The 24103-nt window shown below is 69.5% G+C and carries 18 protein-coding genes; 9 read left to right on the forward strand and 9 right to left on the reverse strand.

What is annotated here, in order from left to right:
- The first annotated feature begins 276 nt into the window (after positions 1 to 276).
- Positions 277 to 1320 (forward strand): SIS domain-containing protein, encoded by a 1044-nt coding sequence (locus tag ACWGKS_RS10180; RefSeq protein WP_358503284.1) that lies wholly within the window; start codon positions 277 to 279, stop codon positions 1318 to 1320.
- 76 nt (positions 1321 to 1396) lie between these two features.
- Here the strand turns inward: ACWGKS_RS10180 and secA are convergent, their stop codons facing one another.
- Positions 1397 to 4240 (reverse strand): preprotein translocase subunit SecA, encoded by a 2844-nt coding sequence (gene secA / locus ACWGKS_RS10185; protein ID WP_452455262.1) that lies wholly within the window; start codon positions 4238 to 4240, stop codon positions 1397 to 1399.
- A 329-nt stretch (positions 4241 to 4569) separates the two neighbouring features.
- Here secA and ACWGKS_RS10190 point away from each other — a divergent pair, with 329 nt between their 5' ends.
- Positions 4570 to 5100, forward strand: coding sequence for a hypothetical protein (locus tag ACWGKS_RS10190; protein ID WP_452455261.1), 531 nt, complete (start codon positions 4570 to 4572; stop codon positions 5098 to 5100).
- Positions 5101 to 5255: 155 nt separating this feature from the next.
- On the opposite strand, the gene hpf is transcribed toward ACWGKS_RS10190, so the two are convergent.
- From hpf to mtrA, 5 genes are all read right to left on the reverse strand, one after another.
- Positions 5256 to 5927 (reverse strand): ribosome hibernation-promoting factor, HPF/YfiA family, encoded by a 672-nt coding sequence (hpf, locus tag ACWGKS_RS10195; RefSeq protein ID WP_358503293.1) that lies wholly within the window; start codon positions 5925 to 5927, stop codon positions 5256 to 5258.
- Between the two features lie 858 nt (positions 5928 to 6785).
- Positions 6786 to 7586, reverse strand: coding sequence for a ComF family protein (locus ACWGKS_RS10200; RefSeq protein ID WP_358503296.1), 801 nt, complete (start codon positions 7584 to 7586; stop codon positions 6786 to 6788).
- A gap of 110 nt (positions 7587 to 7696) precedes the next feature.
- The gene (locus ACWGKS_RS10205) at positions 7697 to 9592 is read right to left on the reverse strand and encodes an LpqB family beta-propeller domain-containing protein (protein ID WP_452522372.1); all 1896 of its coding nucleotides are present in this window, start codon (positions 9590 to 9592) and stop codon (positions 7697 to 7699) included.
- Between the two features lie 50 nt (positions 9593 to 9642).
- Positions 9643 to 11409 carry an MtrAB system histidine kinase MtrB gene (mtrB, locus tag ACWGKS_RS10210; protein ID WP_358503302.1) on the reverse strand — a complete coding sequence of 589 codons (1767 nt, stop codon included), beginning with the start codon at positions 11407 to 11409 and terminating at the stop codon, positions 9643 to 9645.
- A gap of 16 nt (positions 11410 to 11425) precedes the next feature.
- Entirely contained in the window at positions 11426 to 12103 is a 678-nt protein-coding gene (mtrA, locus tag ACWGKS_RS10215; RefSeq protein ID WP_067607333.1) for an MtrAB system response regulator MtrA, read from the reverse strand.
- 447 nt (positions 12104 to 12550) lie between these two features.
- On the opposite strand from mtrA, the gene ACWGKS_RS10220 reads away from it, so the two are divergent.
- The 6 genes from ACWGKS_RS10220 (at position 12551) to ACWGKS_RS10245 (ending at position 20598) form a co-directional block, all read left to right on the forward strand.
- Complete coding sequence (locus ACWGKS_RS10220; RefSeq protein WP_452522375.1) at positions 12551 to 14029, forward strand: glycerophosphoryl diester phosphodiesterase membrane domain-containing protein; 1479 nt, start codon at positions 12551 to 12553, stop codon at positions 14027 to 14029.
- Positions 14026 to 14673, forward strand: a complete 648-nt coding sequence (locus tag ACWGKS_RS10225; protein ID WP_358503309.1) for a DUF4129 domain-containing protein — start codon at positions 14026 to 14028, stop codon at positions 14671 to 14673. Before ACWGKS_RS10220 ends, ACWGKS_RS10225 begins: the two co-directional genes overlap by 4 nt.
- Positions 14670 to 15869: a DUF4350 domain-containing protein gene (locus ACWGKS_RS10230; RefSeq protein ID WP_358503311.1), complete on the forward strand. Its 1200-nt coding sequence runs from the start codon at positions 14670 to 14672 to the stop codon at positions 15867 to 15869. The genes ACWGKS_RS10225 and ACWGKS_RS10230 overlap by 4 nt, the downstream gene beginning before the upstream one ends.
- A 99-nt stretch (positions 15870 to 15968) precedes the next feature.
- Positions 15969 to 16952: an AAA family ATPase gene (locus ACWGKS_RS10235; protein ID WP_358503314.1), complete on the forward strand. Its 984-nt coding sequence runs from the start codon at positions 15969 to 15971 to the stop codon at positions 16950 to 16952.
- A complete protein-coding gene (locus tag ACWGKS_RS10240; RefSeq protein ID WP_452455260.1) occupies positions 16952 to 18250 on the forward strand; it encodes a DUF58 domain-containing protein in 1299 nt (432 codons plus the stop codon). Before ACWGKS_RS10235 ends, ACWGKS_RS10240 begins: the two co-directional genes overlap by 1 nt.
- A 311-nt stretch (positions 18251 to 18561) precedes the next feature.
- Complete coding sequence (locus ACWGKS_RS10245; protein WP_452455259.1) at positions 18562 to 20598, forward strand: tetratricopeptide repeat protein; 2037 nt, start codon at positions 18562 to 18564, stop codon at positions 20596 to 20598.
- Here ACWGKS_RS10245 and ACWGKS_RS10250 read toward each other — a convergent pair.
- Positions 20579 to 20755, reverse strand: coding sequence for a DUF397 domain-containing protein (locus ACWGKS_RS10250; protein ID WP_358503321.1), 177 nt, complete (start codon positions 20753 to 20755; stop codon positions 20579 to 20581). The two genes, ACWGKS_RS10245 and ACWGKS_RS10250, sit on opposite strands and share 20 nt — an antisense overlap.
- 29 nt (positions 20756 to 20784) lie before the next feature.
- Positions 20785 to 21780: a stage II sporulation protein M gene (locus ACWGKS_RS10255; RefSeq protein WP_358503323.1), complete on the reverse strand. Its 996-nt coding sequence runs from the start codon at positions 21778 to 21780 to the stop codon at positions 20785 to 20787.
- Between the two features lie 118 nt (positions 21781 to 21898).
- Here ACWGKS_RS10255 and ACWGKS_RS10260 point away from each other — a divergent pair, with 118 nt between their 5' ends.
- On the forward strand, positions 21899 to 22834 hold the full coding sequence (locus ACWGKS_RS10260) for an RDD family protein (protein ID WP_358503325.1): 936 nt from the start codon (positions 21899 to 21901) through the stop codon (positions 22832 to 22834).
- Between the two features lies 1 nt (position 22835).
- Here the strand turns inward: ACWGKS_RS10260 and ahcY are convergent, their stop codons facing one another.
- Positions 22836 to 24098: an adenosylhomocysteinase gene (gene ahcY, locus ACWGKS_RS10265; RefSeq protein ID WP_358503327.1), complete on the reverse strand. Its 1263-nt coding sequence runs from the start codon at positions 24096 to 24098 to the stop codon at positions 22836 to 22838.
- Between the last annotated feature and the right edge of the window lie 5 nt (positions 24099 to 24103).

Raw genomic sequence — 24103 nt, forward strand, 5'->3', positions numbered from 1 at the left:
GCGACGCACCATCCTGAACGCCACTCCGTAACGGGCGAACCCCGACCGACGCGGCATTAGCGCGCGACCCGCCCTTACATTCGGGCTTCTCAGGGCAATTCGGCTGCGACTGGTATAGTCCGGACTAGACCATAGCCTCCGACTCCATGTCAATCCTCTGCCGACGACGTCGAGGCGAGCGTGGAACCACGGGCTCCCCGCCGTTCACCGACCTTCGGCGCGGCACCCGACGCCCGTCCAGGGCGACCCGTACACACCCTGGGAAGGTTGTTGCACATGACCACCACGACGAGCACGATGCGAGCGGAGATCGCCGAGCAGCCCGACGCTCTACGCCGCACCTTCGCCGAACTCCTCCCCCTGCGCGGGGAGATCGAGGCACTGGGCCGTCGCACCAAACACGTCCTCTTCATCGCACGAGGGTCCTCGGACAACGCCGCCGTCTACGGTGGTTACCTGCTCCAGGCCCACACCGGCCGGCTGGCCACCCTCGGCTCTCCGTCCATCGCGACCGAGTACGGGGCGAAGGTCGACCTGTCCGACGTCCTGGCGGTGGCCATCTCCCAGTCCGGCAAGACCGAGGAGATCGTCGAGACCATGCGCTGGGCCGCGAGTTGCGGCGCCCGGACCCTGGCCGTCACCAACGGCGCCGACTCGACTCTGGCCGACGAGGCCGACGTCGCCCTGGTCACCCGGGCGGGGAACGAGCTCTCGGTACCCGCCACCAAGACCTACAACTCCCAGCTGGCCGCTCTCGCGGTACTGGCTCTGGGATTGGGCGCCGACCTGGACCCCGGCGAACTCGACCTGGTCCCCCAGGGCATCGAGGAGACCCTCGCCGCGCCCACGGACGTCCTGGAGGAGATCGTCGAACGGATGGTCGCGGTGCGGGGCGCCGTGATCTCCGGACGCGGCATGGTCTACTCCACGGCCCTGGAGACCGCCCTGAAGCTCAAGGAGGCCTGCTACCTCCACGCGATGGGGATGTCCTACGCGGACCTGCTGCACGGACCCATCGCGGTCCTGGACCCGCGCACCCCGGCGGTCCTGGTCGCCTCACCCACCGGGCCGACCCTGCGGGGCACGGTCTCCCTGGCGGAGAAGGCACGCGCGGTCGGTGCCCCGGTGTTCGGCATCGGCGGTGGCAAGGCGTTGGCCGCCGCCAGTGACCTGTCCATCCCCGCCCCGGACGTGCCCGAGTGGGTTTCGCCGATGAACCTCATCGTTCCCGCCCAGTTGCTCACCGAGCACCTGGCCCGCCGTCTCGGCCACGACCCCGACGTCCCCCGCGGGCTCAACAAGGTCACCCAGACCTCCTAGGATCGCCCGGACACGCGCGTGGGCGCGGCCCCCGAGGGGACCGCGCCCACGCGCTCTTCGGTCAGGGAACCACCGGCTACTTGGCCGAGGCGTCCCCGTGGCACTTCTTGAACTTCTTGCCGGAGCCGCAGGGGCAGGGCGCGTTGCGCGCGGTGCCCGCGTACTCGTCGTTGGCCTCGCTGTGCCGTTCGACGGTGCCGTCCTCGCTGGGAGCCGAGTACTGCAACCGGCTGGGTCGGTCCTCGCCGAAGCCGGGAACCACCACGTCCTCGGCCGGAACCTCGGTGTCGGGGGCCTTGACCTCGGCGGCCTCCTCGTCCTCCGCCACCGCGGTGGCGACGGCGGTCGCGCTCGCGGTCCCCCCGCCGACCTTCGCGGCGGTCTGCGCGGCGGCGGTGGTGGTGAGGCTCGGCTCGGCCTTCTTCTGCACCTGGACCTCGACGTTGAAGAGGAAGCCGACCGACTCCTCCTTGATGGCCTCCAGCATCTGCTGGAACATGTCGAAGCCCTCGCGCTGGAACTCGATCAGCGGGTTGCGCTGAGCCATCGCGCGCAGGCCGATGCCCTCCTGGAGGTAGTCCATCTCGTAGAGGTGCTCACGCCACTTGCGGTCCATCACCTGGAGGATGACGCGGCGCTCGACCTCGCGCATGGCCTCCTCGCCCAGCTCGGACTCGCGGATCTCGTAGGCCGCCTTGGCGTCCTCGACGATGCCGTCGGCGATGAGCTCGGTGGTCAGCGTGTGGACGTCACCGTTCTGCTCGACGAACTCGTCGACGGTGAAGCTGATCGGGTAGACCTGCTTGAACGCCCGCCAGAGCTTGTCGAGGTCCCACTCGTCGGCGTCGCCACGGGCGGTCTCCTCGGTGACATAGCCGCGGAGCACCTCCTCCAGCATCTCGATGACCTGCTCGCGCAGGTCCTGGCCTTCCAGGACCTTGCGACGCTCGGCGTAGATCACCTTGCGCTGGCGGTTGAGGACCTCGTCGTACTTGAGGACGTTCTTTCGGATCTCGAAGTTCTGCGACTCGACCTGGCCCTGAGCGGAGGCGATCGCCTTGCTCACCATGCCGGACTCGATCGGCTGGTCGTCCGGGATGTTCAGCTGGTTCATGAACACCTCCAGACGGCTGGAGTTGAACAGGCGCAGCAGGTCGTCCTGGAGGGACAGGTAGAAGCGGGACATGCCCGGGTCACCCTGACGGCCGGAACGACCACGGAGCTGGTTGTCGATCCGGCGCGACTCGTGGCGCTCGGTGCCCAGCACGTACAGACCGCCGGCCTCGACGACCTTCTCGTGCTCCTCCTCGAACTCGGCCTTGGCCTTCTCCAGGGCGTCCGGCCAGGCCTCCTCGTATTCCTCCGGGGTCTCCAGCGGGCTCAGGCCACGGTTCTGGAGCTCCTCGTCGGCGAGGAAGTCGGGGTTGCCTCCGAGCATGATGTCGGTACCGCGACCGGCCATGTTCGTGGCGACGGTGACGCCGCCGAGCTTGCCGGCCCGGGCGATGATCGAGGCCTCACGGGCGTGGTTCTTCGCGTTGAGGACCTCGTGCGGGACGCCTTCGCGCTTGAGCATCCGGGACAGCAGCTCGGACTTCTCCACGCTGGTGGTACCGACGAGGACGGGCTGGCCCTCCTCGTGACGCTCGGCGATGTCCTCGGCCAAGGCCTGGAACTTGGCGTCCTCGTGCTTGTAGACGACGTCCTTGACGTCCTCACGGATCATCGGCTTGTTGGTGGGGATGGGCACCACGCCGACGCCGTAGGTCTGGGTGAACTCCGCCGCCTCGGTCTGGGCGGTACCGGTCATGCCGGCGAGCTTCTCGTAGAGGCGGAAGTAGTTCTGGAGCGTGACCTTGGCGAGAGTCTGGTTCTCGTCCTTGATCTTGACGCGCTCCTTGGCCTCGATGGCCTGGTGCATGCCCTCGTTGTAGCGGCGTCCCGCCAGGACACGGCCGGTGAACTCGTCGACGATGAGCACCTCACCGTCCTTGACGATGTACTCCTTGTCCTTGCGGTACAACTCCTTGGCCTTGAGGGAGTTGTTGAGGAAGCTGATCAGCGGGGTGTTGACGGCCTCGTAGAGGTTGTCGATGCCCAGCCAGTCCTCGACCTTGGCCACACCGGACTCGGTGATGCCGACGGTGCGCTTCTTCTCGTCGACCTCGTAGTCCTCCTCCGCCTTCAGGCGGGGAGCGATCTTGGCGAACTCGGAGTACCAACGGGAGTTCTGCTCGGAGGGGCCGCTGATGATGAGCGGGGTCCGCGCCTCGTCGATGAGGATGGAGTCGACCTCGTCGACCAGGGCGAAGTAGTGCTCGCGCTGGACCGTGTCCTTGAGCGACAGCGCCATGTTGTCGCGCAGGTAGTCGAAACCGAACTCGTTGTTGGTTCCGTAGGTGATGTCGGCCTTGTAGGCGTTGCGGCGGGCCTCCGCGCTCATCTGCGGGCCCACCACGTCGACCTCCAGCCCCAGGAACTGGTAGATGCGGCCCAGGTTCTGGGCGTCGCGTCGGGCGAGGTAGTCGTTGGTGGTGATGACGTGGGCGCCCTTGCCGGCCAAGGCGTTGAGGTACACCGCGAGGCTTCCGGTCAGGGTCTTGCCCTCACCGGTCTTCATCTCGGCGATGTTGCCCAGGTGCAGGGCGGCCGCGCCCATGACCTGAACGTCGAAGGCGCGTTGGCCCAAGGTGCGCTTGGCCGCCTCGCGAACCGTCGCGAAGGCCTCCGGGAGCAGGTCGTCCAGGGACTCCCCGTCCTCGTAGCGGTCCTTGTACTCCTGGGTCAGGGCGCGCAGCTCGTCATCACTCAGATCGACGAAGTCGTCCTCAAGGAGGTTGACCTGATCTTTGTACTTATTGAGCCGGCGCAGGATCTTTCCTTCACCCGCGCGCAGGAGCTTGTCGAGTATGCCTGGCACTTCCTATGCGCTCCTCGCAGATCGCGGTCGTCTCCACTTTCGGTGGAGGGTCAGATCTTGGCCCGCTGACCGCACTCGTTTTCTCGTGGGAGGTCAGGGAGAACCCTGGGTCCTCGGGCCTACATCCTAGAGGAACCCGACCGGCTCCCCGTCCTATCGACAAACGAGTTGGACGGGGGTGGATGTTCCCGCCATTTTGATGATGTTCGTGCAGACTCGCGCATTTCTTCGGGTAGTGCAACGGGTACAGGGTGTTCCGAACGCGATTTCGTGCTCACACGTTCCGCGCGACGACGCCCGACCGGAAAGGCACCACCGAGGGAGGAGCCATGCGAGCCGGCAGGAAGCACGAAGGGGCCACGGCCCGAGACTTCGAGGACGAGCGTCCGCCCGGGCCTCGAACCCCGGCCGACGCGATCGAGTCCGCGATCGAGAACCCGCACGGGAGACGTCCCCGCCCCTCCGAGGAGGACGATCCCGCGCTCGCCTGGGAGCGGCACCACCCCGGTGACGACGAACAGAGACGCCGGGGACGCATCCGGGGGTTCCAGCGCCAAGGCGGCTCGCTGGCGCCGAGCAGCGGTCACCGTGGCAGCGCGGCCTCATGGATCGTCGTGGCGCTCGCCTGCGTGGGCTTCGCCCTGGGCGGCCTGGCGATCGTCCTGGGCGGGTCCCCGTGGCTGTTGGTGGTGGGCGGTCTGCTGATGCTGGCCGCGCTGGTGGTGGCGGTGTCCTGCGACATCCTCTCCGACGTGGTGCTGGATCCGCCGCGCGTGGAGTCGGAGGAACCACACCAGACGCCGCTGCACCGCATCAAGCAGTCCACCGAGGAAGAGCGAACCGAGGGTTCCGAGGGTTAGGGGAGCGAAGGCCGGCCCCGGCCGCTTCAGAGGTCCGGCGAGGGGCCACCACCGGACCTTCCCCGCAGGAACGCGGCGGGCCCGGACGGGCCCGCCGCGACCGCTACGTCCTCACCTCCGGCGTGTTCGGATCCGAGGGCGAGGCCACGATTGCGCTAGTCGACCAGTCGCAGGACTCCGTAGTTGAAGCCCTTCCGGCGGTAGACGACGCTCGGGGTGTCCTTGACCTCGTCGTGGAAGAGGTAGAAGTCGTGGCCGATCAGCTCCATCTCCATCAACGCCTGGTCGATACTCATCGGCTTGGCCCGGTGGAACTTCTCCCGCACGATCACGGGAACGTCCCCTTGGGTGTCGAGTTCGACGAACTCGTCGGAGAAGCGGCCGTCGACCTCGACGCCGTCGATCTCCTCGTCCCCGCTGCGGCGGGCAGGGGGCGCCGTTCCACCGGTCGGGGCGAGTGAGGGCAGGTCTCCTGGGAGGTCGGCGGTCGCGGCCGCCACGGAGACGGGAGTGCGGTTGCCGCGGTGGACCTTGCGGCGGTCCGCGGACTTGCGCAGACGGGCCTCGACCTTGTCGAGGGCGAGGTCGAGGGCTCCATGGCGGTCCACGGAGGCGGCCTCGCTCCTGATGACCGGGCCGTCGGAGTGGATGGTCAGTTCAACCCGCTCGCGGACGTCGGCGAGCTTGGGGTTGCGCTCCTGGGACACCTCCACATCGACGCTCATGCCCTTGCGCTCCCACTTGGAGAGCCTGTCGAGCTTGGTCTCGACATGCTGTCGGAACTTCTCACTCACACCGGTGCGTCGACCCTTGACGATGATGTCCATAGGACCCCCTTCATCGCATGGCCGTCGTGAAGGCGACGGCCAGGCTGGTTCTACTCCCTCCCCGGGTAGGGAGGGGTGTGACGCGTCGACCCCCTTCCGTCGGCGGCGCGAGCCGGTGCACGGCCCGCTTGAAAGTGCGTATACCCATCAGGGACAGGGTCATCACCCGCCCCAAGGACATGATTGCCCGGAGCCGGTGAGCTGCGAATAAGGACCTTCCACGGGTTTAGGACATGTCCGGGCAAGTCGCCTGAATCGGTCATGAGAACCCGCGGTGGGAAAGGTGCGCGGACCCCGGTGAAGTACCCGACACGAACGTCGGTACGGTCGGGACGAAGGATGTCGGAAACGACGGGACGACCGCGATCGCGGGACGCCGCGAGGATCGCGAGAAAGCCGTCCCGGTCCTGGGAACGGTAGGGGGCCCACGCCCACGGGATCTTCACCCCGGACACGTCGGACCCCCGCACGTCGGCATGCCACCCGTCCGGCCGACCTGGTCTTCGTCCCCACATCCGCCTGCTGAGAGTGTCGCCGCTCTTGATCGCGACTACTGCTCTTCTCCCTGTCATGAGGGACATCGGGACCCTCCGCGGGGCAGGGCTTACCTCTAAGGCGCACCGTGATCGGTCGACGAAAAGTCGCCTTACGTGGGCCGTTTCGCCTGCGCCTGGCATCGGCTTGCCGGAGGAGCTCCCCGGTTTTCCCGGAGGCTCAGAGATTCCGACGCAACCACGGACCCGGACGGGTGCCATACCTGGACCGTAACCTGTCCGGGCCCGTATGTCAGGTGGAGAACCGGCCCTCGACCCACCCCTCAGGCCCGCAAAGCCTTACAGAAAGGCATCTTTCGCCTGTTCAGGGGGGTTTGTAAAACCTTGGTCCTCGAACATTGCCCGCGCCCGAAGTCGGCCGCTCCGACGCCCGTCCCCGCTCCGCCAGCACGACCGCGCCCAGGACCCGGGCGCCCTCCGCCCGCAGGACTCGGGCCGCCTCCGTGAGCGTCGCCCCGGTGGTGAGGACGTCGTCCACGATCACGACCGATCGGCCGGCCGGTTCGACCCGCCCACCGTGTTCGAGTCGGGCGAGTGGGCGGGCCGTGAACACCCCGGCCCGGTTGGTCAGGCGTTGTGCCCGCCCCAGTCCCACCTGAGGTCCGACCGGGCGCCGGTACGCGAGGACGGGTGCCGTTCCGGCCGCCCCGGAGGGGCCCGCGCCGCGGACGCACTCCCGCGTCAGCCGCGCCACCCGACCGCTTCCCGCTCTGGTGCCCCAGCGGCCCGGGACCGGAACGAGCAGCACGTCCGGACCGGCACGACCCGAGGCCCACAGTGTCCTGGCGAGTCTCTCCCCCAGCACACCGGCCAGCCGCCCGTCACCGTGTTCCTTGTAGGCGAGCAGGACCCGACGTTCCCGCCCCGCGTGCCCGCCCGCCGCCCAGGTCGGTGGGCATCCCCTCCGTGGCACGCAGGGGCGCGGCCTCTGGGCGAGCAACGTCCGGCAGTCGGGGCACAGCGGGCCGTGGGGCGCGGAGCAGCCCGCGCAGCGCTGTGGCAGTAGGAGGTCGAGAAGTGCGGTGAGGAGGGCCGACAGGTGGTGCACGAGCCCGGACGACAGGCCCGGTAGCCACCCCCGTGAGGGTGCGCCGTCTTGGTCCATGCCCTCAAGGGTGCGGGACCGGGCACCGCTCCACCAGTGCCGACTTCGAACCTGTGGACAACTCGGCGCCCCACCGCCGTCGGGCCATGCGCGTTCGTCTGTTCGGTGGGTCAGCCCGGGAAGGTGGGCGCCCCGCCCTCGACGACGTTCTGCCAGTTCAGCGGGTCATTGGAGGCCCAGATGTTGCCGTCGTCGGAACCGGCGAGCAAGGGCTGTCCGGGCGCTCCGGAGATGGTGACCATGCCCGCGGCGGGGGTGCCCGCGCTGGCCGCGGGGGTGCCGCCGTCCAGCGCCACCAGCATCGCCTGGTGCGTGCCACCGTCCCTGCTGCCCAACACCACCAACTGGTCGCTGGAGCGCCAGGCGACCGCGGTGACGTCCTCCAGCTCCTGGGCGAGGGTGATGAACTCGCCCACGGAGACCTGACCGTCGCGGTCGTCGACCACCCGGCCGACCTTGAGCGCTCGTTCACCGTCCTGTTCGGTGATGACCACCGCGCGCGCACCGTCCCGGGAGATCCGGAAACTCACCAGGGAGTGATCGCGCAAGCCGCTCACCTGGGCGCGGACGACCTCGTCGCCGTCACGGAGCATCCACAGGGCGCTGTCACCCGGTTCGGGCGGTTCCTCGGCTCCCGATCCGCTGAGGTTCGGGTCCCCTTCGGGCTCCCGACCCGCGCCCTCCTCTTCGTCCTCGCCCTCTTCATCCTCATCCTTGGTCTCCTCCACCACCCAGAGGTTGTTGTCGATGTCCCAGGACAGGTCGGTGAACAGACCCTCGTCGAGGACCTCCTGGGTCTGGGCTCCCGGATTGGCGAGGCTGGTGACGACCTCGCTCCCGCCGAGGGTGATGCCGGCGATGGTGCTCTGGTCGAGCGAGACCGCGAACCGGTCCAGCGTCTGGTCACCGCGGCCGAGCGGGCCGGGGACCGGTTCGGCGTCGCCGAAGTTCTCGGCGGTCCAGTCGGAGGCCGACCACAGCTGCCCCTCGTGGGTGTAGTAGCCGCGGATGTCGGAGGAGGTCGCCCCGGGACTCACCCTGGCCCACAGGTCGCTGCCGGGGCGCGGCCGATCGGCGCTCTCCCCGTCGGAATCGGGGAAGGCGACCTCTTCGCCGTTGACCTTGAGGGTGAACTCCTGGACCTCGGGCAGTTGGCGCAGCGTCCAGGCGATCTGGGCCGCCATGTCGTACTCGTCGATCTCGGCGACGCCGCTGACGTTGATCACCGCGTGCTGGGCGTCGACCTCCAGCCGGGTGGTGGCCTCCTCGGGGAACGCGGAGGACACCGCGGGCGCGAGCCAGTCGGTGGGGCCGGCGATGAGTTTGCGGAGCAGCCGCTCGGCCGGCTGGTCCGGGCTCACCGGCAGGTAGACCGGGTCTGGGACCAGGGCCGTGCGCTCGGCGTTGAAGTAGTAGAGGTTGAACGGTCGATGGGTGCGTTCGATGTCGAGCGCGCTCAGCAGCAGTTCGTCCGGCAGGTCCTGGATCCGCCACTCGCCCTCGGGGTCGCCGTCCTCCCGGGCCAGGGTGAACGTCTCCTCCAGGAGGGTGGCCGAGGACTGGGTGGGGACGTACTTGCCGCTCTCGTCGATGGTCGCCACCAGGTTGCTGCGCACCAGGACGCGGGCGGTGAGGCCGTCGTTGCTGATCTCGGCGTCGAAGTCGGCGGCGTCGAGGTCGTTGAACACGCTCACGCCGCCGTCGGGGGACCACGTCCCAGCGGTCTCGGGCAGCATGTAGCTGCGCGCCGCCTTGTGGTCCTCCTCGAAGCTGCCCATGTCCTTGAGGAACCCGTCGACCAGACCCTCGGGGGCCACTCCGGGCTGCGGGCCGGCGGGCAGCAGCCGCACGTAGCCGTCATAGGGGTCGCCGGAGACGTCGCCGCCCTCGCCGGGGACCACCGGGCCGGTCATGGGGACGGTGGCGCACGCCGCGAGCGTCACGCAGGCGAGCGCGGCGGCTCCGAGGCTCCGTGCGGCCCGGGACGACCACCGCGGGGCCCTCACGCCCGGTTGTGGCGTCCTCGGGAACCACGCGACCGTTCGTGCCTTCTGGCTCACGGTGCCTCCTCGTCTTCGGTGCCACCGCGCACCTTGGCGGACGTTTCACCCGGGGCGGTGAAGTTGTTACGGCCCAAGGCGATCTCCGGTGGTACCAGCGGCAGCGGAGAACCGCGCAGTTCGGTGCCGGAGCGTCGAGGCAGGGACAACCGGAACTGGGATCCCTGGCCGGGCATGCCCCACGCCTGGAGCCAACCGCCGTGCAGGGTGGCGTCCTCCTTGGCGATGGGCAGTCCGAGGCCGGTGCCTCCGGTGGTGCGCACCCGGGAGTAGTCGGCCCGCCAGAAGCGGTCGAAGCACAGGTGCTCCTCCCCCTCCTTGAGGCCCACACCGTAGTCGCGCACGGCCACGGCGATGGCGTCACGGTCGCCGGCGGCGGCGACCACGACGTCGCGGCCCTCGCTGTGCTCGATGGCGTTGACCACCAGGTTGCGCAGAATGCGGTTGATCCGTCGGGTGTCGAACTCGGCCATGCAGGGTTCGGCGGGCAGTCGCAGGATCACCTTGATCCCACGGCGTTCGGCGATCTGCTCGGCGTCGCCGACCGCCTTCATCACCGAGTCCCGGATGTCGGAGGACTCGATTCCCAGGGTGGCCGCTCCCGCGTCGTGTCGGCTGATCTCCAACAGGTCCGAGAGCAGTTCCTCGAAGCGTTCCACCTGGCTCTGGAGGAGTTCCACGGAACGTCGGTGGGAGCCGTCGAGCTCCTCTCGATCGTCGAAGAGCAGGTCACCGGCCATGCGGATGGTGGTGAGCGGGGTGCGCAGTTCGTGCGAGACGTCGGAGACGAACTGCCGCTGCACCTTGGACAGCTCCTCCAGCTCCTGGATCTTCTCCTGGAGGTTGCCCGCCATGTCGTTGAAGGACATCGAGAGCCGGGCGATGTCGTCCTCGCCCCGCACGGTCATGCGTTCGGAGAGGTCGCCCGAGGCGAGTCGTTCGGCCGACTGCGCCGCGGAGCGAACCGGGGCGACCACCATGCGGGTGACCATGAACGCGATGAACCCGAGGAGGACCACGAGCAGGACGCCGACGAGCGCGACCGTGTTCTGGACCAGGTCCAGGATCTCCTGCTCGTGTTGGAGCGGGAACACGTAGTAGAGCTCGTAGGCGTGGGTGAGTTGGGCTCCCACGACCAGCGCGGGTTCGACGGAGCCGTCCTCGGTCTCGATCCGCGTGTACGTGTGGTACTGCTGGTCGGGCACTTCGGAGTGGCGGACCTGTTCGACCAGGCGTTCGGGCACGCTCTCGTTGACGGTGTCCTCGTCGACGGTCGCCCAGCCTCGTTCGTCGCTGACCGAGGGCAGCACGATGACGCCGTACAGCCCGGTCTCACCGCTGCGGCTGGTCAGCTCGCGCGCGATGTTGTTGAGCAGGCGGTCGCGGTCGCTGGTCTCGTTCTCCTGCAGTTCCGCCACGGCGTAGCTGAGGCCGGCGCGGTGGTCGTTGACCGCCCCGTTCACCTTGGCCTCCAATAGTCCGCCGCGGACCTCGGAGATGAGGACGTAGCTCAGTCCCACCAGGACGAGCAGGGACAGGACCAGGGTCGTACTGATGACCCGCAGGTACAGCGAACGGCGCCAGTTGGTGTGCGCCCCGCGCACCAGTGCGCGCGCGGCGTGCTGGGCGAGGAGGTAGGCGCGGGTCAGGCCCGAGTTGGATTCGCTCGGGGCGTCCTCGGACGCGGGCAGCCCTGAGGAGGGGACCGGCCGTTCCCCTTCGGGGTCGGCCTGCCGCCCCTCCTCGGGTTCGGACACGGTCATGGGGTTCTCGGTCGGATCAGGCGGTACCGGCCTTGTAGCCGACACCGCGTACGGTCACGACGACCTCGGGGTGCTCGGGGTCCTTCTCGATCTTGGCGCGCAGGCGTTGCACGTGCACGTTGACCAGGCGCGTGTCGGCGGCGTGCCGGTAGCCCCAGACCTGTTCGAGCAGCACCTCGCGGGTGAACACCTGACGCGGCTTGCGGGCCAGGGCGACCAGCAGGTCGAATTCGAGCGGGGTGAGACTGATCTGTTCGCCGTCGCGGCGCACGGCGTGCCCGGCGACGTCGATGTTGATGTCGCCGATCTGCAGGACCTCGGGGGCGGGCTCCTCGGTGCGGCGAAGACGCACCCGCACGCGGGCCACCAGTTCCTTGGGTTTGAAGGGCTTGACGATGTAGTCGTCGGCCCCCGACTCAAGGCCCAGCACCACGTCGACGGTGTCGCTCTTGGCCGTGAGCATGACGATGGGCACCCCGGACTCGGCGCGGATCTGACGGCACACGTCGATGCCGTCGGCCCCGGGAAGCATCAGGTCGAGGAGGACCAGGTCGGGCTTGGTCTCGCGGAAGGCCTCCAGGGCCTTGTCCCCGTCGTGGACGAACGAGGGTTCGAACCCCTCACCCCGCAGTACGATCCCCAGCATCTCGGCGAGGGCGAGGTCATCGTCGACAACCAGTACACGTCCCTTCATCGGTGTGTCCGGCGCCGTAGGGCCGGCGTCACCCTGGGGCGACGCGGGGTTTTCGGCGCCTACTCCTCTCTCCTGGAACACTCAAGCGGCGTCAGTGGTTCGGTCCCCGTGATCCCGGTTCGGGATCGTCGGGAACCGCGTTACGTCTTCTCCAACCTTGCCGGCTATGGCCAGGGTTGGAAGAGCGGTCAACGGTGTTGGGCCCTTTTGGCCTGCTTTCGACCACCGGCGGTGTCGCCCCTGGCCAGGAAGACCTGGAAGGCTACGTGACTTGGCCGGTTGGTAACAGAAAGCATACAAAAGGAATGAAGTGCGTCGGTTGGCATGGGACACACTCCGAGGCCACTGAAGAGCGGTGGGACCGACCGGTAGGTTGGTTTCCGACAGATCAGAATTGGCGCGAATACGCTCGCGCAGAGTAACCGAACCTCACGGAGGGCGGAACGGATGAGCCAGGAGGACGGCCACCGGGACACGTCCGGGGAGAGCCCGGACGGCACCGAGGAACAGCGGTCGCCCGACTCCGGGAGCTCCGGCGGGTCCGAGCGGCCGGCCCCGGGTTCCCCCGACCAGGGTCCCGCGGCCCCCGGATGGGCCGCTCCGGGGCAGGGGGCGACGCCTCCTCCCACGGGGACCGATGACCCGGGCCTCGCACAGCCCGGCCACGGCGAACAACCCGCCTACGGGCAGCCGTCCTACGGGCCACCGCCCGGGTACGTCCCGCCCGCACAGCCCGGCCACGGCGGGCATCCCCCCTACGGACAGCACTACGGACAACAGCCTTCCTACGGGCCACCGCCCGGGAGCGTCCCGCCCGGTGTCCCGGGTCACGGCGTTCCCCCCGGATACCCGCCCGGCAACGGCCCCCAGGGCGGCCACGGATACGGCCCCGGGCGACCCAACGCCCCCAAGCCAGGTGTGGTGGCGCTGCGGCCCATGAGCCTCGGTGACATCTTCAACGGGGCGTTCAGCTACGTCCGCAACAACCCGAAGACCACCATGGGGTCGGCCCTCGTCGTCATGGCGTTGGCGACCATCCTCAGCTCGATCGCCTCGACGCTCTTCCTGAACGACTACACCACGTTCCTGGACGAGGTCATGGCCGATCCGATGGCCGTCGACCCGAACGCGCCGCTCTTCCCGTCCTCTCCGCTGGTCATGGGCCTCATGTACCTCGGCGAGCTGATCGTCTACCTGGGCGCGGCGATCCTGCTCGGCCTCCTGGCGGCGGTCGCGGGCATGGCGGTCCTCGGTCACAAGCTCACCCCGAAGCAGGCGTGGGAGGCCGCCCGCGGCCGAATCGGCGCCATCATCGGCCTCTCCCTGTTGAAGCTGCTCCTCGGGTTCGTCATCGGCGTGGTGTTCTTCCTCGCGATGTTCGTCGCGATCCTCGTCGGCGTCATGGTCGGCTACTCCTCCGGTGGTGGGGCCGGAGTGGCCGTCGGACTGCTGGTCGGCCTGCTCGCGGCGGTCGCGGTGATCGCGCCCGCGATGTGGATCTGGATCCGGCTGTACTTCGCCATGCCGATAGTCGTGCTGGAGCGGATCGGTCCCTTCCAGGCCATCGCGCGTTCCTGGCGCCTCTCGCGGGGCGGTTGGTGGCGCACCCTGGGCTACTGGATCCTTACCGGGCTCATCGTCATGCTGGTGCAGATGGTCCTGAGCGGCCCGGTGGCTCTGATCACCGGTGTCATCAGCGTGGCCGCTCCCGAGGCCGCCTGGCTCACGATCCTCGCCGGAGCGATCACCTACCTGCTCACCGTGCTGATCTACGCGGTCACCCAACCGTTCGTGGCCGGGGTGAACACCCTGCTCTACGTCGATCTGCGGATGCGCCGTGAGGGGCTCGACCTGAAGCTGCACCAGGTCGCCCAGCGGGGCGGGTCGAGCGGCCCGGAGATCTACCTGCCGGAGCCGCGCGCGTGAGGCCGGCGACGTTCGCGCCCCTGGAGGTGAGCCGGGACGAGGGGCGACGCCGCGCCATCGAGGAACTCTCCGACCCGCTCTACGGTGAGCACGAACCCTCGATCATCGATCGCTTCCTGGCCTGGCTGGGAGAGTGGTTCGACGCCCTGATCGCCGCCGGTGAGGGGTACCTGCCCGGTTGGGTCTGGGCCGCCCTGATCCTGCTCATCGTGGCGATCGCCGTGATCGTGCTGGTCGTGTACCTGCGACCGAGGCGCAACCTCCGTATCGACGCCCTCGTCCACGAGGGAGCCGTCCGCTCGGCGGCCGACCACCGCGCCGCGGCCGAACGACACGAGACCGCCGGCGAGTTCGCCCAGGCGGTCATGGAACGACTGCGCGCCATCAGCGTGGACCTGGAGGACCGGACCATCATCGCTCCCCGGGCCGGGCGCACCGCCACCGAACTCGCGGCCGAGGCCTCCGACGTACTGCCGGGAGAGGCCGAGGAGCTGCGCGAGGGCGCCCGCATCTTCAACGACGTGGTCTACGGCGACCGGGTCGCCACCGCGGACTCCGCCCGCATCCTGCGCGAACTGGACGTTCGGCTCAGCGCCGCCCGTCCGGTGCTCGCCGAGGGCGAGACCGTGGAGGGGACACGATGACGGCGACCGCTCCGGCCTCCCCCGAGTCCGCGACCCGAGAACGGCCCCGTCCCGGGAACGACTCCGGAGCCCGACGACTGTGGCGCTCGGTCCGTGTCCCGGCGGCCCTGGTCTCCGCCCTGCTCCTGGTGGGGGTCCTGCTGTCCCTGGGCGGCGAACAGTTCCCCTCCGGCCACCTTGAGCCGGGCAGCCCCGAACCCGATGGGGCGCGGGCCCTCGCCCGGCTCCTGGGCGAGGAGTCCGACGTCACCGTGGCGCGTGACTCCACGTCCGCGGCGCGGGCCGTGGAACGCGCGGGTGAGGACACCGTGCTGCTGGTCTTCCTCGACCATCGGTTGCTGCCCGAGGAGCTGGACACACTCTCCGAGCTGGGCACGGACACCGTGCTCGTGCGGCCCTCGCTGCGTTCCCTGGGGGCGTTCGCGCCGGGAACCGACGTGACCGGGCGGGCCGACGACGAGGAGTCCCTCGAACCGGAATGCGCGCTGCCCGCCGCCGATTCCGCGGGGTCCGCCGAGGTCGGCGGTGAGCTGTACTCCGCGAACGAGGACGTGGTCGCCCAGGCCTGCTACCCGTCCGACGACGGGTCCGCGCTGATGAGGGTGGATTCTCCGCACGGAGGCACCACCACCGTGGTCGGCACCGGTGCCTTCCTGTCCAACCGCGACCTGGACGCCGACGGCAACGCCGCCCTGGCCCTGAACCTGGCGTCGGCGGAGAACGTCGTGTGGCTGCGCCCGGACGCCCCCGAGGAGGTCGGCGGCTCCGACATCGTCGACCTTCTCCCGGGCGGACTGCTGTGGTCCACGGTGCCCCTCGCCCTGACGCTGCTGCTGCTCGCCCTCTGGCGGGGCCGGCGGATGGGCGCCCTGGTCCAAGAGTCGCTGCCCGTCGTGGTGCGCGCCTCGGAGACCACCGAGGGGAGGGCCGGGCTGTACCGGTCGCGCAACGCGCGGGACCGGGTGGCGGCCGCGCTGCGCAACGGTTTCCTTGAACGTTCGGTGCCCAAGCTGGGACTGAACGCCGACTCCGGCTCGCAGACCGTGGTGGCGACGCTGGCCGCGCGAACCGGGGACGACCCGCGTCACTTGGAACAACTGCTGTACCCGGGGCCGAACGACCCGTACGTGGCCGATGACGCCGCCATGCTCGGGCTCGGCGAAGCGTTGGACGGGCTCGCCCGGAAGCTGCGATGACCCGCGGCACCGGGCGACGCACCGAAGGACCGGGACCGAAGGGTCGCGCGGTTCTCCCCAGACCAGAACCGACAAGGGATCGAGAGAGGTAGACGGCACGTGAGCGCGTTCACACCCGAGGCACTGCCCTCCGCCGACGAGGCACGGGCGGCACTGACCGCCCTGCGCCGTGAGGTGGCCAAGGCCGTCGTGGGCCAGGACGAGACGGTGACCGGCCTGGTCGTGGCACTGCTGTGCCGGGGCCATGTCCTGTTGGAGGGTGTGCCCGGTGTCGCCAAGACACTGCTCGTGCGCACGGTCTCCGCCGCACTGTCCCTGGACAACAAGCGGGTCCAGTTCACCCCCGACCTGATGCCCGGCGACGTGACCGGGTCACTCGTCTACGACCAGCACACGGCGAAGTTCGAGTTCATGAAGGGCCCGGTCTTCACCAACCTGCTGCTGGCCGACGAGATCAACCGGACGCCGCCCAAGACCCAGGCCTCCCTGCTGGAGGCCATGGAGGAACGTCAGGTCACGGTGGAGGGCGCCCCGGTGGCGCTACCGGACCCGTTCATGGTGGCGGCCACCCAGAACCCCGTGGAGTACGAGGGCACCTACCCGCTGCCCGAGGCCCAGCTGGACCGGTTCCTGCTCAAGGTGACGATCCCGCTGCCCGAACGCCACTCGGAGATCGACATGCTCGGCAGGCACGCCGCCGGGTTCGACCCGGGCGACCTGGCCGCCGCCGGCGTGACCGCGGTCGCGGGGGCGGCCGAACTGCGGGCGGCCCGCGAGGCCGTCGCGCAGGTACGGGTGGCCCCCGAGGTCCTCGGTTACATCGTGGACCTGTGCCGGGCCACCCGCTACTCGCCGTCCCTGCGGTTGGGCGCCTCCCCTCGTGGCGCCACGGCGCTGCTGCGCACCAGCCGGGCCTGGGCCTGGCTGTCGGGGCGTGACTACGTGACCCCGGACGACGTCAAGGCCCTGGCCAAGGGCACCCTGCGGCACCGGATCGGACTGCGCCCGGAGGCCGAACTGGAGGGCGCCACCACGGATGGGATCCTGGACGGCGTGCTCGCCTCCGTCCCGGTGCCGCGCTGATGGTGGTCACCGGCCGGGCCGTGCTCTTGGCGCTCCTCGCGACGTGCGCGGTGGCGATCTCCGGTCAGATCGGTGAGCCCGTCACCTACATCGCCGTGGGCCTGGTGGTGCTGCTCATCGTGCTGGACGTTGGGTTGGCGACCTCCCCTCGCCGGATGCGGCTGTCCCGGGAAGGCGACACCTCGTTGCGGCTGGGCGACTCCGCTTCGGTCTCGGTCCTGGTGGGCAACCCGACCAAGCGCCGGCTGCGCGGTTCGGTGCGCGACGCCTGGCCGCCCAGCTCGCACAGCACGCCCAAGGCACGGCCTCTTCGGGTGGCGGCGGGTGAACGACGGCGGGTCACGACCACCCTCACCCCGACCCGGCGCGGCGACGCCCGGTCCGCCGGGGTCACGGTTCGCAGCGTCGGCCCGTTGGGGCTCGCCGGGCGTCAGGCCACCCTCCAGGCTCCGTGGACCGTGCGGACGCTGCCGCCGTTCCACAGCCGCAGGCACCTGCCGGGCAAGCTGTCCCGGCTGCGCGAGTTGGAGGGACAGCACACCGCGATGGTGCGTGGTCAGGGCAGCGAGTTCGACTCACTGCGCGACTACGTACCCGGGGACGACGTCCGGTCCATCGACTGGCGCGCCACGGCCCGCAACGACGGTGTGGTGGTGCGGACCTGGCGTCCCGAACGCGACCGGCGCATCCTCATCGTGTTGGACACCGGACGCACCTCCGCCGGACGCGTGGGCGACACCCCGCGGTTGGACCACGCCATGGACGCGGCCCTGCTGCTCACCGCGCTGGCCGGCAAGGCGGGCGACCGGGTGGACTTCATGGCCTATGACCGGGTCGTCCGCGCCCAGGTGAAGGCCTCGGGCAAGGGCAGCCAGGTGCATCGGGTCGTGGAGGCCATGGCGCCGTTGGAGGCCGAGCTGGTGGAGTCGGACCCCGCGGGGTTGGTCAGCACGGTGCTCTCCCAGGGCCGCAGTCGCCGGTTGGTGGTGTTGTTGACCGACCTCAACGCGACCGCCCTCGAAGAGGGTCTGTTGCCGCGTCTGCCGCTGTTGTCCTCGCACCACCTGTTGTTGGTGGCGGGGATCAAGGACCCGAAGGTGGAGGAGATGGCGACCGAACGGGGTAGCGCCGCCGCGCTGTACCGGGCGGCCTCCGCCGAACGCACCATGAGCGAGCGACACCGGATCAGCGCGGAGCTGCGCCGGATGGGCGCCGAGGTGGTCGACGCCGACCCCGAGCGCATCGCCCCGGCCCTGGCCGACGCCTACATCAACCTCAAGGCCCAAGGCCGGTTGTAGCACCCGGACTCGAAAGGAGGCGCTCCCGTACGGGGGCGTCTCCTTCGTGCGGCATGAGGGGCTCTCCACCCCTCAGGGCCGACCGCATGGCGCAGAGCGTGACGGCGCTCGACGTAGGCCTCGTGGATGATCCCCTTGAGGACGGTGGAGTGGTCAACGTCCCCCAGCGAGTTCTCGCAGTTCACGCTCGGTCTGGTCATCGGGGCTGAAGCTGATCATCGCCATACCCGAACCGTATGACGCAGCGTCACGAAACCGAGCCGATCTTCGTCCTACGCCGGTGCCCGCACGGAACCGTGCACTATGGGGACATGGCCTCACCCCCTGACGCCCACAACTCCGCCCACGGCGCCGTCCACGGGCAACTGATCCAGTCCCGTGACATCCACGGCGACGTCAACGTGTACTCCCCTCAGGCGCCCGCCACCGTCGCGGACGTGTCGCTGGACCCTCCGCGTCTCGCCACCGCCGTACGAGGGCGTGACGGGCTTTTGGAGGCCCTCCGGGACGCGATGGCGCCCGGGGCGCCCGAGCCACATGTGCTCACCGGGCCCGGCGGGTTCGGCAAGACCACCGTGGCGGCGGCCCTCGCCGAGCACGCCCGCACCGAGGGGTGGACCGTGTTCTGGGTGCGGCCGGACGCGATCCTGCCGAGCATGCTGGAGATCGCCGTGGAACTGGGCGCCTCGCGCACCGAGGCCGAGCAGGTGAAGGGCGCCCCTCGATCGGCTGCCCGCTGGGTCTGGCGACACCTCGACGCCGCTCCCCATCCCTGGCTGCTGGTAATCGACAACGCCGACCGCCCCGAGCTGCTGGACCCGGAGAACCGCCCGGGCGAACAGCGGGGTTGGATGCGCTCCAGCCCCGGAGGATTCGTCCTGGTCACCAGCCGCGTGAACGACCCCGCGCTCTGGGCTCCGGCGAAGGTGCACCGAGTGGAGATTCTGACCCACCAGGCCGCGAGGTCGGCGTTGAGCGACCACGCCGGGGCCGAAGACATACCCGGGGCCGAGGCCCTCGCCGAACGCCTCGGTGGCGTGCCGATCGCCCTGGCACTGGCCGGACGCATCCTCGCCACCCATGGGTTGCTGTTCCCCGACGCCTGGTCGCTGCTGGAACGGTTGAAGGACGATGTCACCGGCCTGGACAGACTCGCCTCCCCGTTGATCGCCGGAACGAGCAGCGAGCGCGAGCTGCTCTCGGGGGTCTGGAGCCTGTCCTTGCGACTGGTCGGCGAGCGTTTCCCTCAGGCCGAACGGCTACTCGAGTTCCTGGCTCTCCTAGGACCCGAAGGCATGCACGTGTCCGTGCGCAGGCTTCCGATCTCCGCGCTTCGGGGTGGTCTCCTCGACGATCCCGCGTCCCCCTTGGACGAGGCGACCCTGGCCCGTTCGATCAACGCCTTGATCGTCCAAGGACTGGTCCGGTCGAGCCTTGACAGGGGTGAGCCGGCGGTACACCTGCACCCCCTCGTGGCGGAGACCGTGTTGGAAGGGCTCACCTCGTCGGACGCACCGCTCATCGACGAGGTCACCTCGCTCCTGTTTCGGCAGAACGGACGTGACCCGTTCCAGGAGTCGATCGCCCATTTCCACATCCTGCGGCGACGGGCCCGGTGGGGAGACCCGCTTCCGGGCGACGATCCGGATTTCCGAGAGTCGCCGGAACTCGTCTCCCAGGCGGTGGAGATCGTTCGCCTCCTCAACCTGGCCGGCCTGAGCGAGGGAGCCGAGTCGATGGGGCGTCGGTTCGTACGGGACCTGGAGTCTCAGCTCGGAGAGAGTCACCCCGAGACTCTCAGGATGCGGCACGGCATAGCCGAGTCCTGGCTACAACAGGGAGAGCTGACGAAGGCCGAGAGGGCCTACCACGACCTCCTCGAAACCAACCTCGCGGTGCACGGCGAGGAGCACGACGCCACGTTCAGCGCGCGTTTCATGGTCGCCCTCATGCCCCTGCGCCGTGGTGACTGGCAAGCGGCCGTCACGGGGTTCCGCCCCTTGATCGAGTCCAGGACACGCCGTTACGGACCGGACGACGGCCGGGTGCTCCTCGCACGCGAGAACGTCGCCTTCGCCCTCATGCACCTGGGGGACGTACGTCGCGCCGAGGACGAGTTCCTCGCCGTGCGAGAGATCCGTCTACGGACGCTGGACGTCGAACACCCCTTGGTCGCGATGTCCGACTACTACCTGGGGCGAGCGGCGTTCATGGCCGGAGACTGCGACAGGGCCGGTGAGCACCTACGACGCTGTGTGGACGTGCGCGAGCGGACCCTGGGCCATGGCCACCCGGACTCCGAGGACGCCCGCGAGTGGCTGGAAAGGGTCAACGAGGAGGCGAACTGACGAAGGCCCGCCATTCCGCCCCGTCGAAGACCAGCCGCTCATCCTCGGGTCGTCGGGAGTCGCGCACCAGGATCACCGCCTCCGACCTCGCGACTTCGAGGCAGCAGCTCACAGCCGCGCTGTAGCTGCTCTTGAACCAACGAGGGGATGCACTCATGACTTCGATTCTGTCAGAGGAGATCTCGCCTAGCCGGCGACGGGGACGGCTGCGGGGGCGTCCTCGATGTCGCCGGTCTCCCCCTCCTCATGGGCGCGCTTGCCGACGGTGAACACGTACAGGAAGAACAGCGCCTCGGCCACCACACCGATGCCGATGGCGACCCAGGTGTTGGTGATCCAGCCGGTCACCAGGCCCTCGATGAGGCCCGAGATGAACAGCACCACCGCCAGTCCCAGGGCCACACCGATGGCGGCACGGGCCTCCTCGCCCAGGGCGCGCAATCGGGTGCGCTCGCCCGGGGAGATCAGCGACCACCCGATCTTGAGGCCCACACCTCCGGCGACGAACACCGCCGTGAGCTCCAGCAGGCCGTGCGGGAGGATCAGCGCGAAGAAGACGTCACCGCGGCCGTGGGCGAACATCATGCCACCGGCCATGCCCACGTTGATCGCGTTCGTCAACAGCACCCAGAGGGTCGGCAGCCCGAAGGCCACCCCGAAGATGATCGCCTGCGCCGCCACCCAGGCGTTGTTGGTCCACACCTGCGCCGCGAACGAACCCGCCGGGTTCTCCGTGTAGTAGTTCGCGAACTCGTACTCGACGTAGCGGGCGATGGATTCAGGGGTGCCCAGCGCCGCCAGCACGTCCGGATCGCCCGCCACCCACCACCCCGTGACGGTCGCGACCAACAGGGTTCCCAGGGTGGTCCCGATCCACCACCAGCGCAGGCGGTACAGCGTGGCCGGGAACCCGCGGGTGAAGAACGCGCCGACGTCGGCCCAACCGGAGGAATGCGCGCCCGTCACGGCCGACCGTGCCCGGGCCACCAGGGACGACAACCGTCCCGAGAGCGCCGGGTCCTGTCCGGAGGTACGCACCACCGACAGGTGTGTGGAAACCCTCTGGTAGAGCTCGACGAGTTCGTCGATCTCCTCACCCGTGAGCGAACGGCGTCTGCGCACCAGTTCGTCCAGCCGGTCCCATTCCTGCGTGTGCACCGCGGAGAACACGTCGATATCCACGCATTGGACACTACTGGATCTTGACCCGGCCACCGTGCTCCCCCGCGACCGGTGCGCGCTCGGCCCGGGTAGTGTCGGTGGAACGGTTCCAGAACACCCGGAGAGGGAGCGTGTACAGGTGTCCTACCCCGGCGGCGATACCCGCGGCGACGTCTACGGCGTGACGCCGTTGGTCACGGGGGACGCGGTGGTGCTGGAATTGCGCCCCGCGGGGTTCGCGACCCGTACCGCCGCCTTGGCCATCGACGTCATCCTGCAGGCCGTCGCCCTGCTCGCGCTGGCCGTGGTGGTGATGTGGATCGGCGTCTCCGTGAACCCGGCGGCGACCGCCGCGATCTACCTGGGGCTGAGCATCCTCATCCTGGTCGGTTACCCGACCGCGTTCGAAACGCTCTCGCGCGGACGTTCCCTGGGCAAGATGGCGCTGGGTCTGCGGGTGGTCGGCACCGACGGTTCGCCGGAGCGGTTCCGTCAGGCGCTGGCCCGCGCGCTGAGCGGGGTCGTGGAGTTCTGGATGACCTCGGGCGTGATCGCGCTGATCACCTCGATGATCAACCGGGAGGGCCGCCGCGTCGGTGACTTCGTGGCCGGGACCATGGTGGTGGAGGAACGCTCCGTCTCCCGCAGGCAGCAGGAGATCCCGATGCCGCCGCAGCTGGCCGGATGGGCCGCCCAGGCCGAACTCTCCCGGTTGTCCCCCGAGACCGCGGACTCCGCCCGCCAATACGTGCTGCGCTACGGCGAGCTGGCCGAGCACACCCGGCACGAGATGGGCGCGCAGTTGGCCGACACGGTCGCCGCCCAGGTCAGCCCGCCCCCGCCGCCGGGGACCACTCCCCCGGTGTTCCTCGCCGCGGTGCTGGCCGAACGGCGCCGCCGCACCCTGCACAAGATGACCGGCACGGACCCGAACGCGGCCGAATGGCAGCAGCCGGGTCCCTACCCCGCGGGCCCACGGCAACCGGGGCCGTACCCGCAGGCCCCGGCGCCGTGGCAGTGGCCCGGTGGCAGCGATCGGACACCTCCGCCCCACGACCCCGGACCACCCCGGTGAGTCAGGGACGCCAGGAGCTGAGGTAGGCCTCCTGTTCGGATGTGAGGGTGTCGATCCCCACGCCCAGGGCCGCCAGTTCGAGTCGCGCGACCTCGTTGTCGATCTCGGCCGGTACCTCGACCACGTCCGGGGCCAGGTCCTCGTGCGCGCCGGCCAGCCACGCCGTGGTCAACGCCTGCACGGCGAAGGACATGTCCATGACCGCGGCCGGGTGGCCCTCGGCTGCGCCGAGGTTGACCAACCGCCCCTCCGACAGCAGCAGGACGCTCCGACCATCCTCGAACACGTACTCGTCGGCCTGTTCGCGCACTCCGTGGTTCACCCGTACCGCCAGCGACTCCAGGGCCGGTAGGTCGATCTCCAGATCGAAGTGGCCCGAGTTGGCCAGGATCGCGCCGTCCCGCATCCGCTCCAGGTGTTCTCCCCGGATCACCTCGCGATTGCCGGTGGCGGTGACGAACACGTCCCCGACCGGCGCGGCCTCGCCCATGGTGGCGACCGTGTACCCCTGCATGACGGCGTCCAGGGCCTTGACCGGGTCGACCTCGGTGACGACCACGTTCGAGCCCATGCCACGGAAGCGTTCGGCCAGTCCCCGGCCGCAGTAGCCGTAGCCGGCCACGACCACGGTCCGCCCGGCCAGCAGGGTGTTGGTGGCCCGCAGGATGCCGTCGACGGTGGATTGCCCGGTGCCGTAGCGGTTGTCGAACATCCGCTTGGTGCGGGTGTCGTTGACCGCCACCATGGGAACCCGAAGCTCTCCGGCGGCGCTCATCCGGCGCAGCCGGATCACGCCGGTGGTGGTCTGTTCACAGCCGCCCAGCACGCCTTCGAGCAGGTCGGGGCGGTGGGCGTGGACCGTGTTCACCAGGTCGCAGCCGTCGTCCAGCAGCAGGTGCGGACGGGACTCCAGGACGGTGACCAGGTTGCGGTCGTAGGCGACGGTGTCCATACCGGCCCAGGCGTGCACGCCCACCCCGTACTCCGCCACCAGCGCGGCGGCGGTGTCGTCCTGGGTGGACAGCGGGTTGGACGCGGCCAGCCACACCTGGGCACCGCCCGCCCGCAGGGCGCGCAGCAGGTTGGCGGTCTCCGCCGTGACGTGCAGGCACGCCGCCACCCGCAGCCCTTCCAGGGGACGTTCGGCGGCGAACCGTTCACGGACGCTGCGCAGCACGGGCATGGAGCGTTCGGCCCAGGCCACGCGACGGACCCCGGCCTCCGAGAGGCCGAGGTCCGCTACCTCGTGTGAGGGCGTTGTCATCGCCG

Source organism: Nocardiopsis sp. NPDC055879, from assembly GCF_053615935.1.

What these genes read in the sequence shown, in the direction of transcription:
- ACWGKS_RS10180 (WP_358503284.1), top strand. Translation starts at nt 277, where the DNA reads ATGACCACCACGACGAGCACGATGCGAGCGGAGATCGCCGAGCAGCCC.
- ACWGKS_RS10190 (WP_452455261.1), top strand. Translation starts at nt 4,570, where the DNA reads ATGCGAGCCGGCAGGAAGCACGAAGGGGCCACGGCCCGAGACTTCGAG.
- hpf (WP_358503293.1), bottom strand. Translation starts at nt 5,927, where the DNA reads ATGGACATCATCGTCAAGGGTCGACGCACCGGTGTGAGTGAGAAGTTC.
- ACWGKS_RS10200 (WP_358503296.1), bottom strand. Translation starts at nt 7,586, where the DNA reads ATGGACCAAGACGGCGCACCCTCACGGGGGTGGCTACCGGGCCTGTCG.
- mtrB (WP_358503302.1), bottom strand. Translation starts at nt 11,409, where the DNA reads ATGACCGTGTCCGAACCCGAGGAGGGGCGGCAGGCCGACCCCGAAGGG.
- mtrA (WP_067607333.1), bottom strand. Translation starts at nt 12,103, where the DNA reads ATGAAGGGACGTGTACTGGTTGTCGACGATGACCTCGCCCTCGCCGAG.
- ACWGKS_RS10220 (WP_452522375.1), top strand. Translation starts at nt 12,551, where the DNA reads ATGAGCCAGGAGGACGGCCACCGGGACACGTCCGGGGAGAGCCCGGAC.
- ACWGKS_RS10230 (WP_358503311.1), top strand. Translation starts at nt 14,670, where the DNA reads ATGACGGCGACCGCTCCGGCCTCCCCCGAGTCCGCGACCCGAGAACGG.
- ACWGKS_RS10240 (WP_452455260.1), top strand. Translation starts at nt 16,952, where the DNA reads ATGGTGGTCACCGGCCGGGCCGTGCTCTTGGCGCTCCTCGCGACGTGC.
- ACWGKS_RS10245 (WP_452455259.1), top strand. Translation starts at nt 18,562, where the DNA reads ATGGCCTCACCCCCTGACGCCCACAACTCCGCCCACGGCGCCGTCCAC.
- ACWGKS_RS10250 (WP_358503321.1), bottom strand. Translation starts at nt 20,755, where the DNA reads ATGAGTGCATCCCCTCGTTGGTTCAAGAGCAGCTACAGCGCGGCTGTG.
- ahcY (WP_358503327.1), bottom strand. Translation starts at nt 24,098, where the DNA reads ATGACAACGCCCTCACACGAGGTAGCGGACCTCGGCCTCTCGGAGGCC.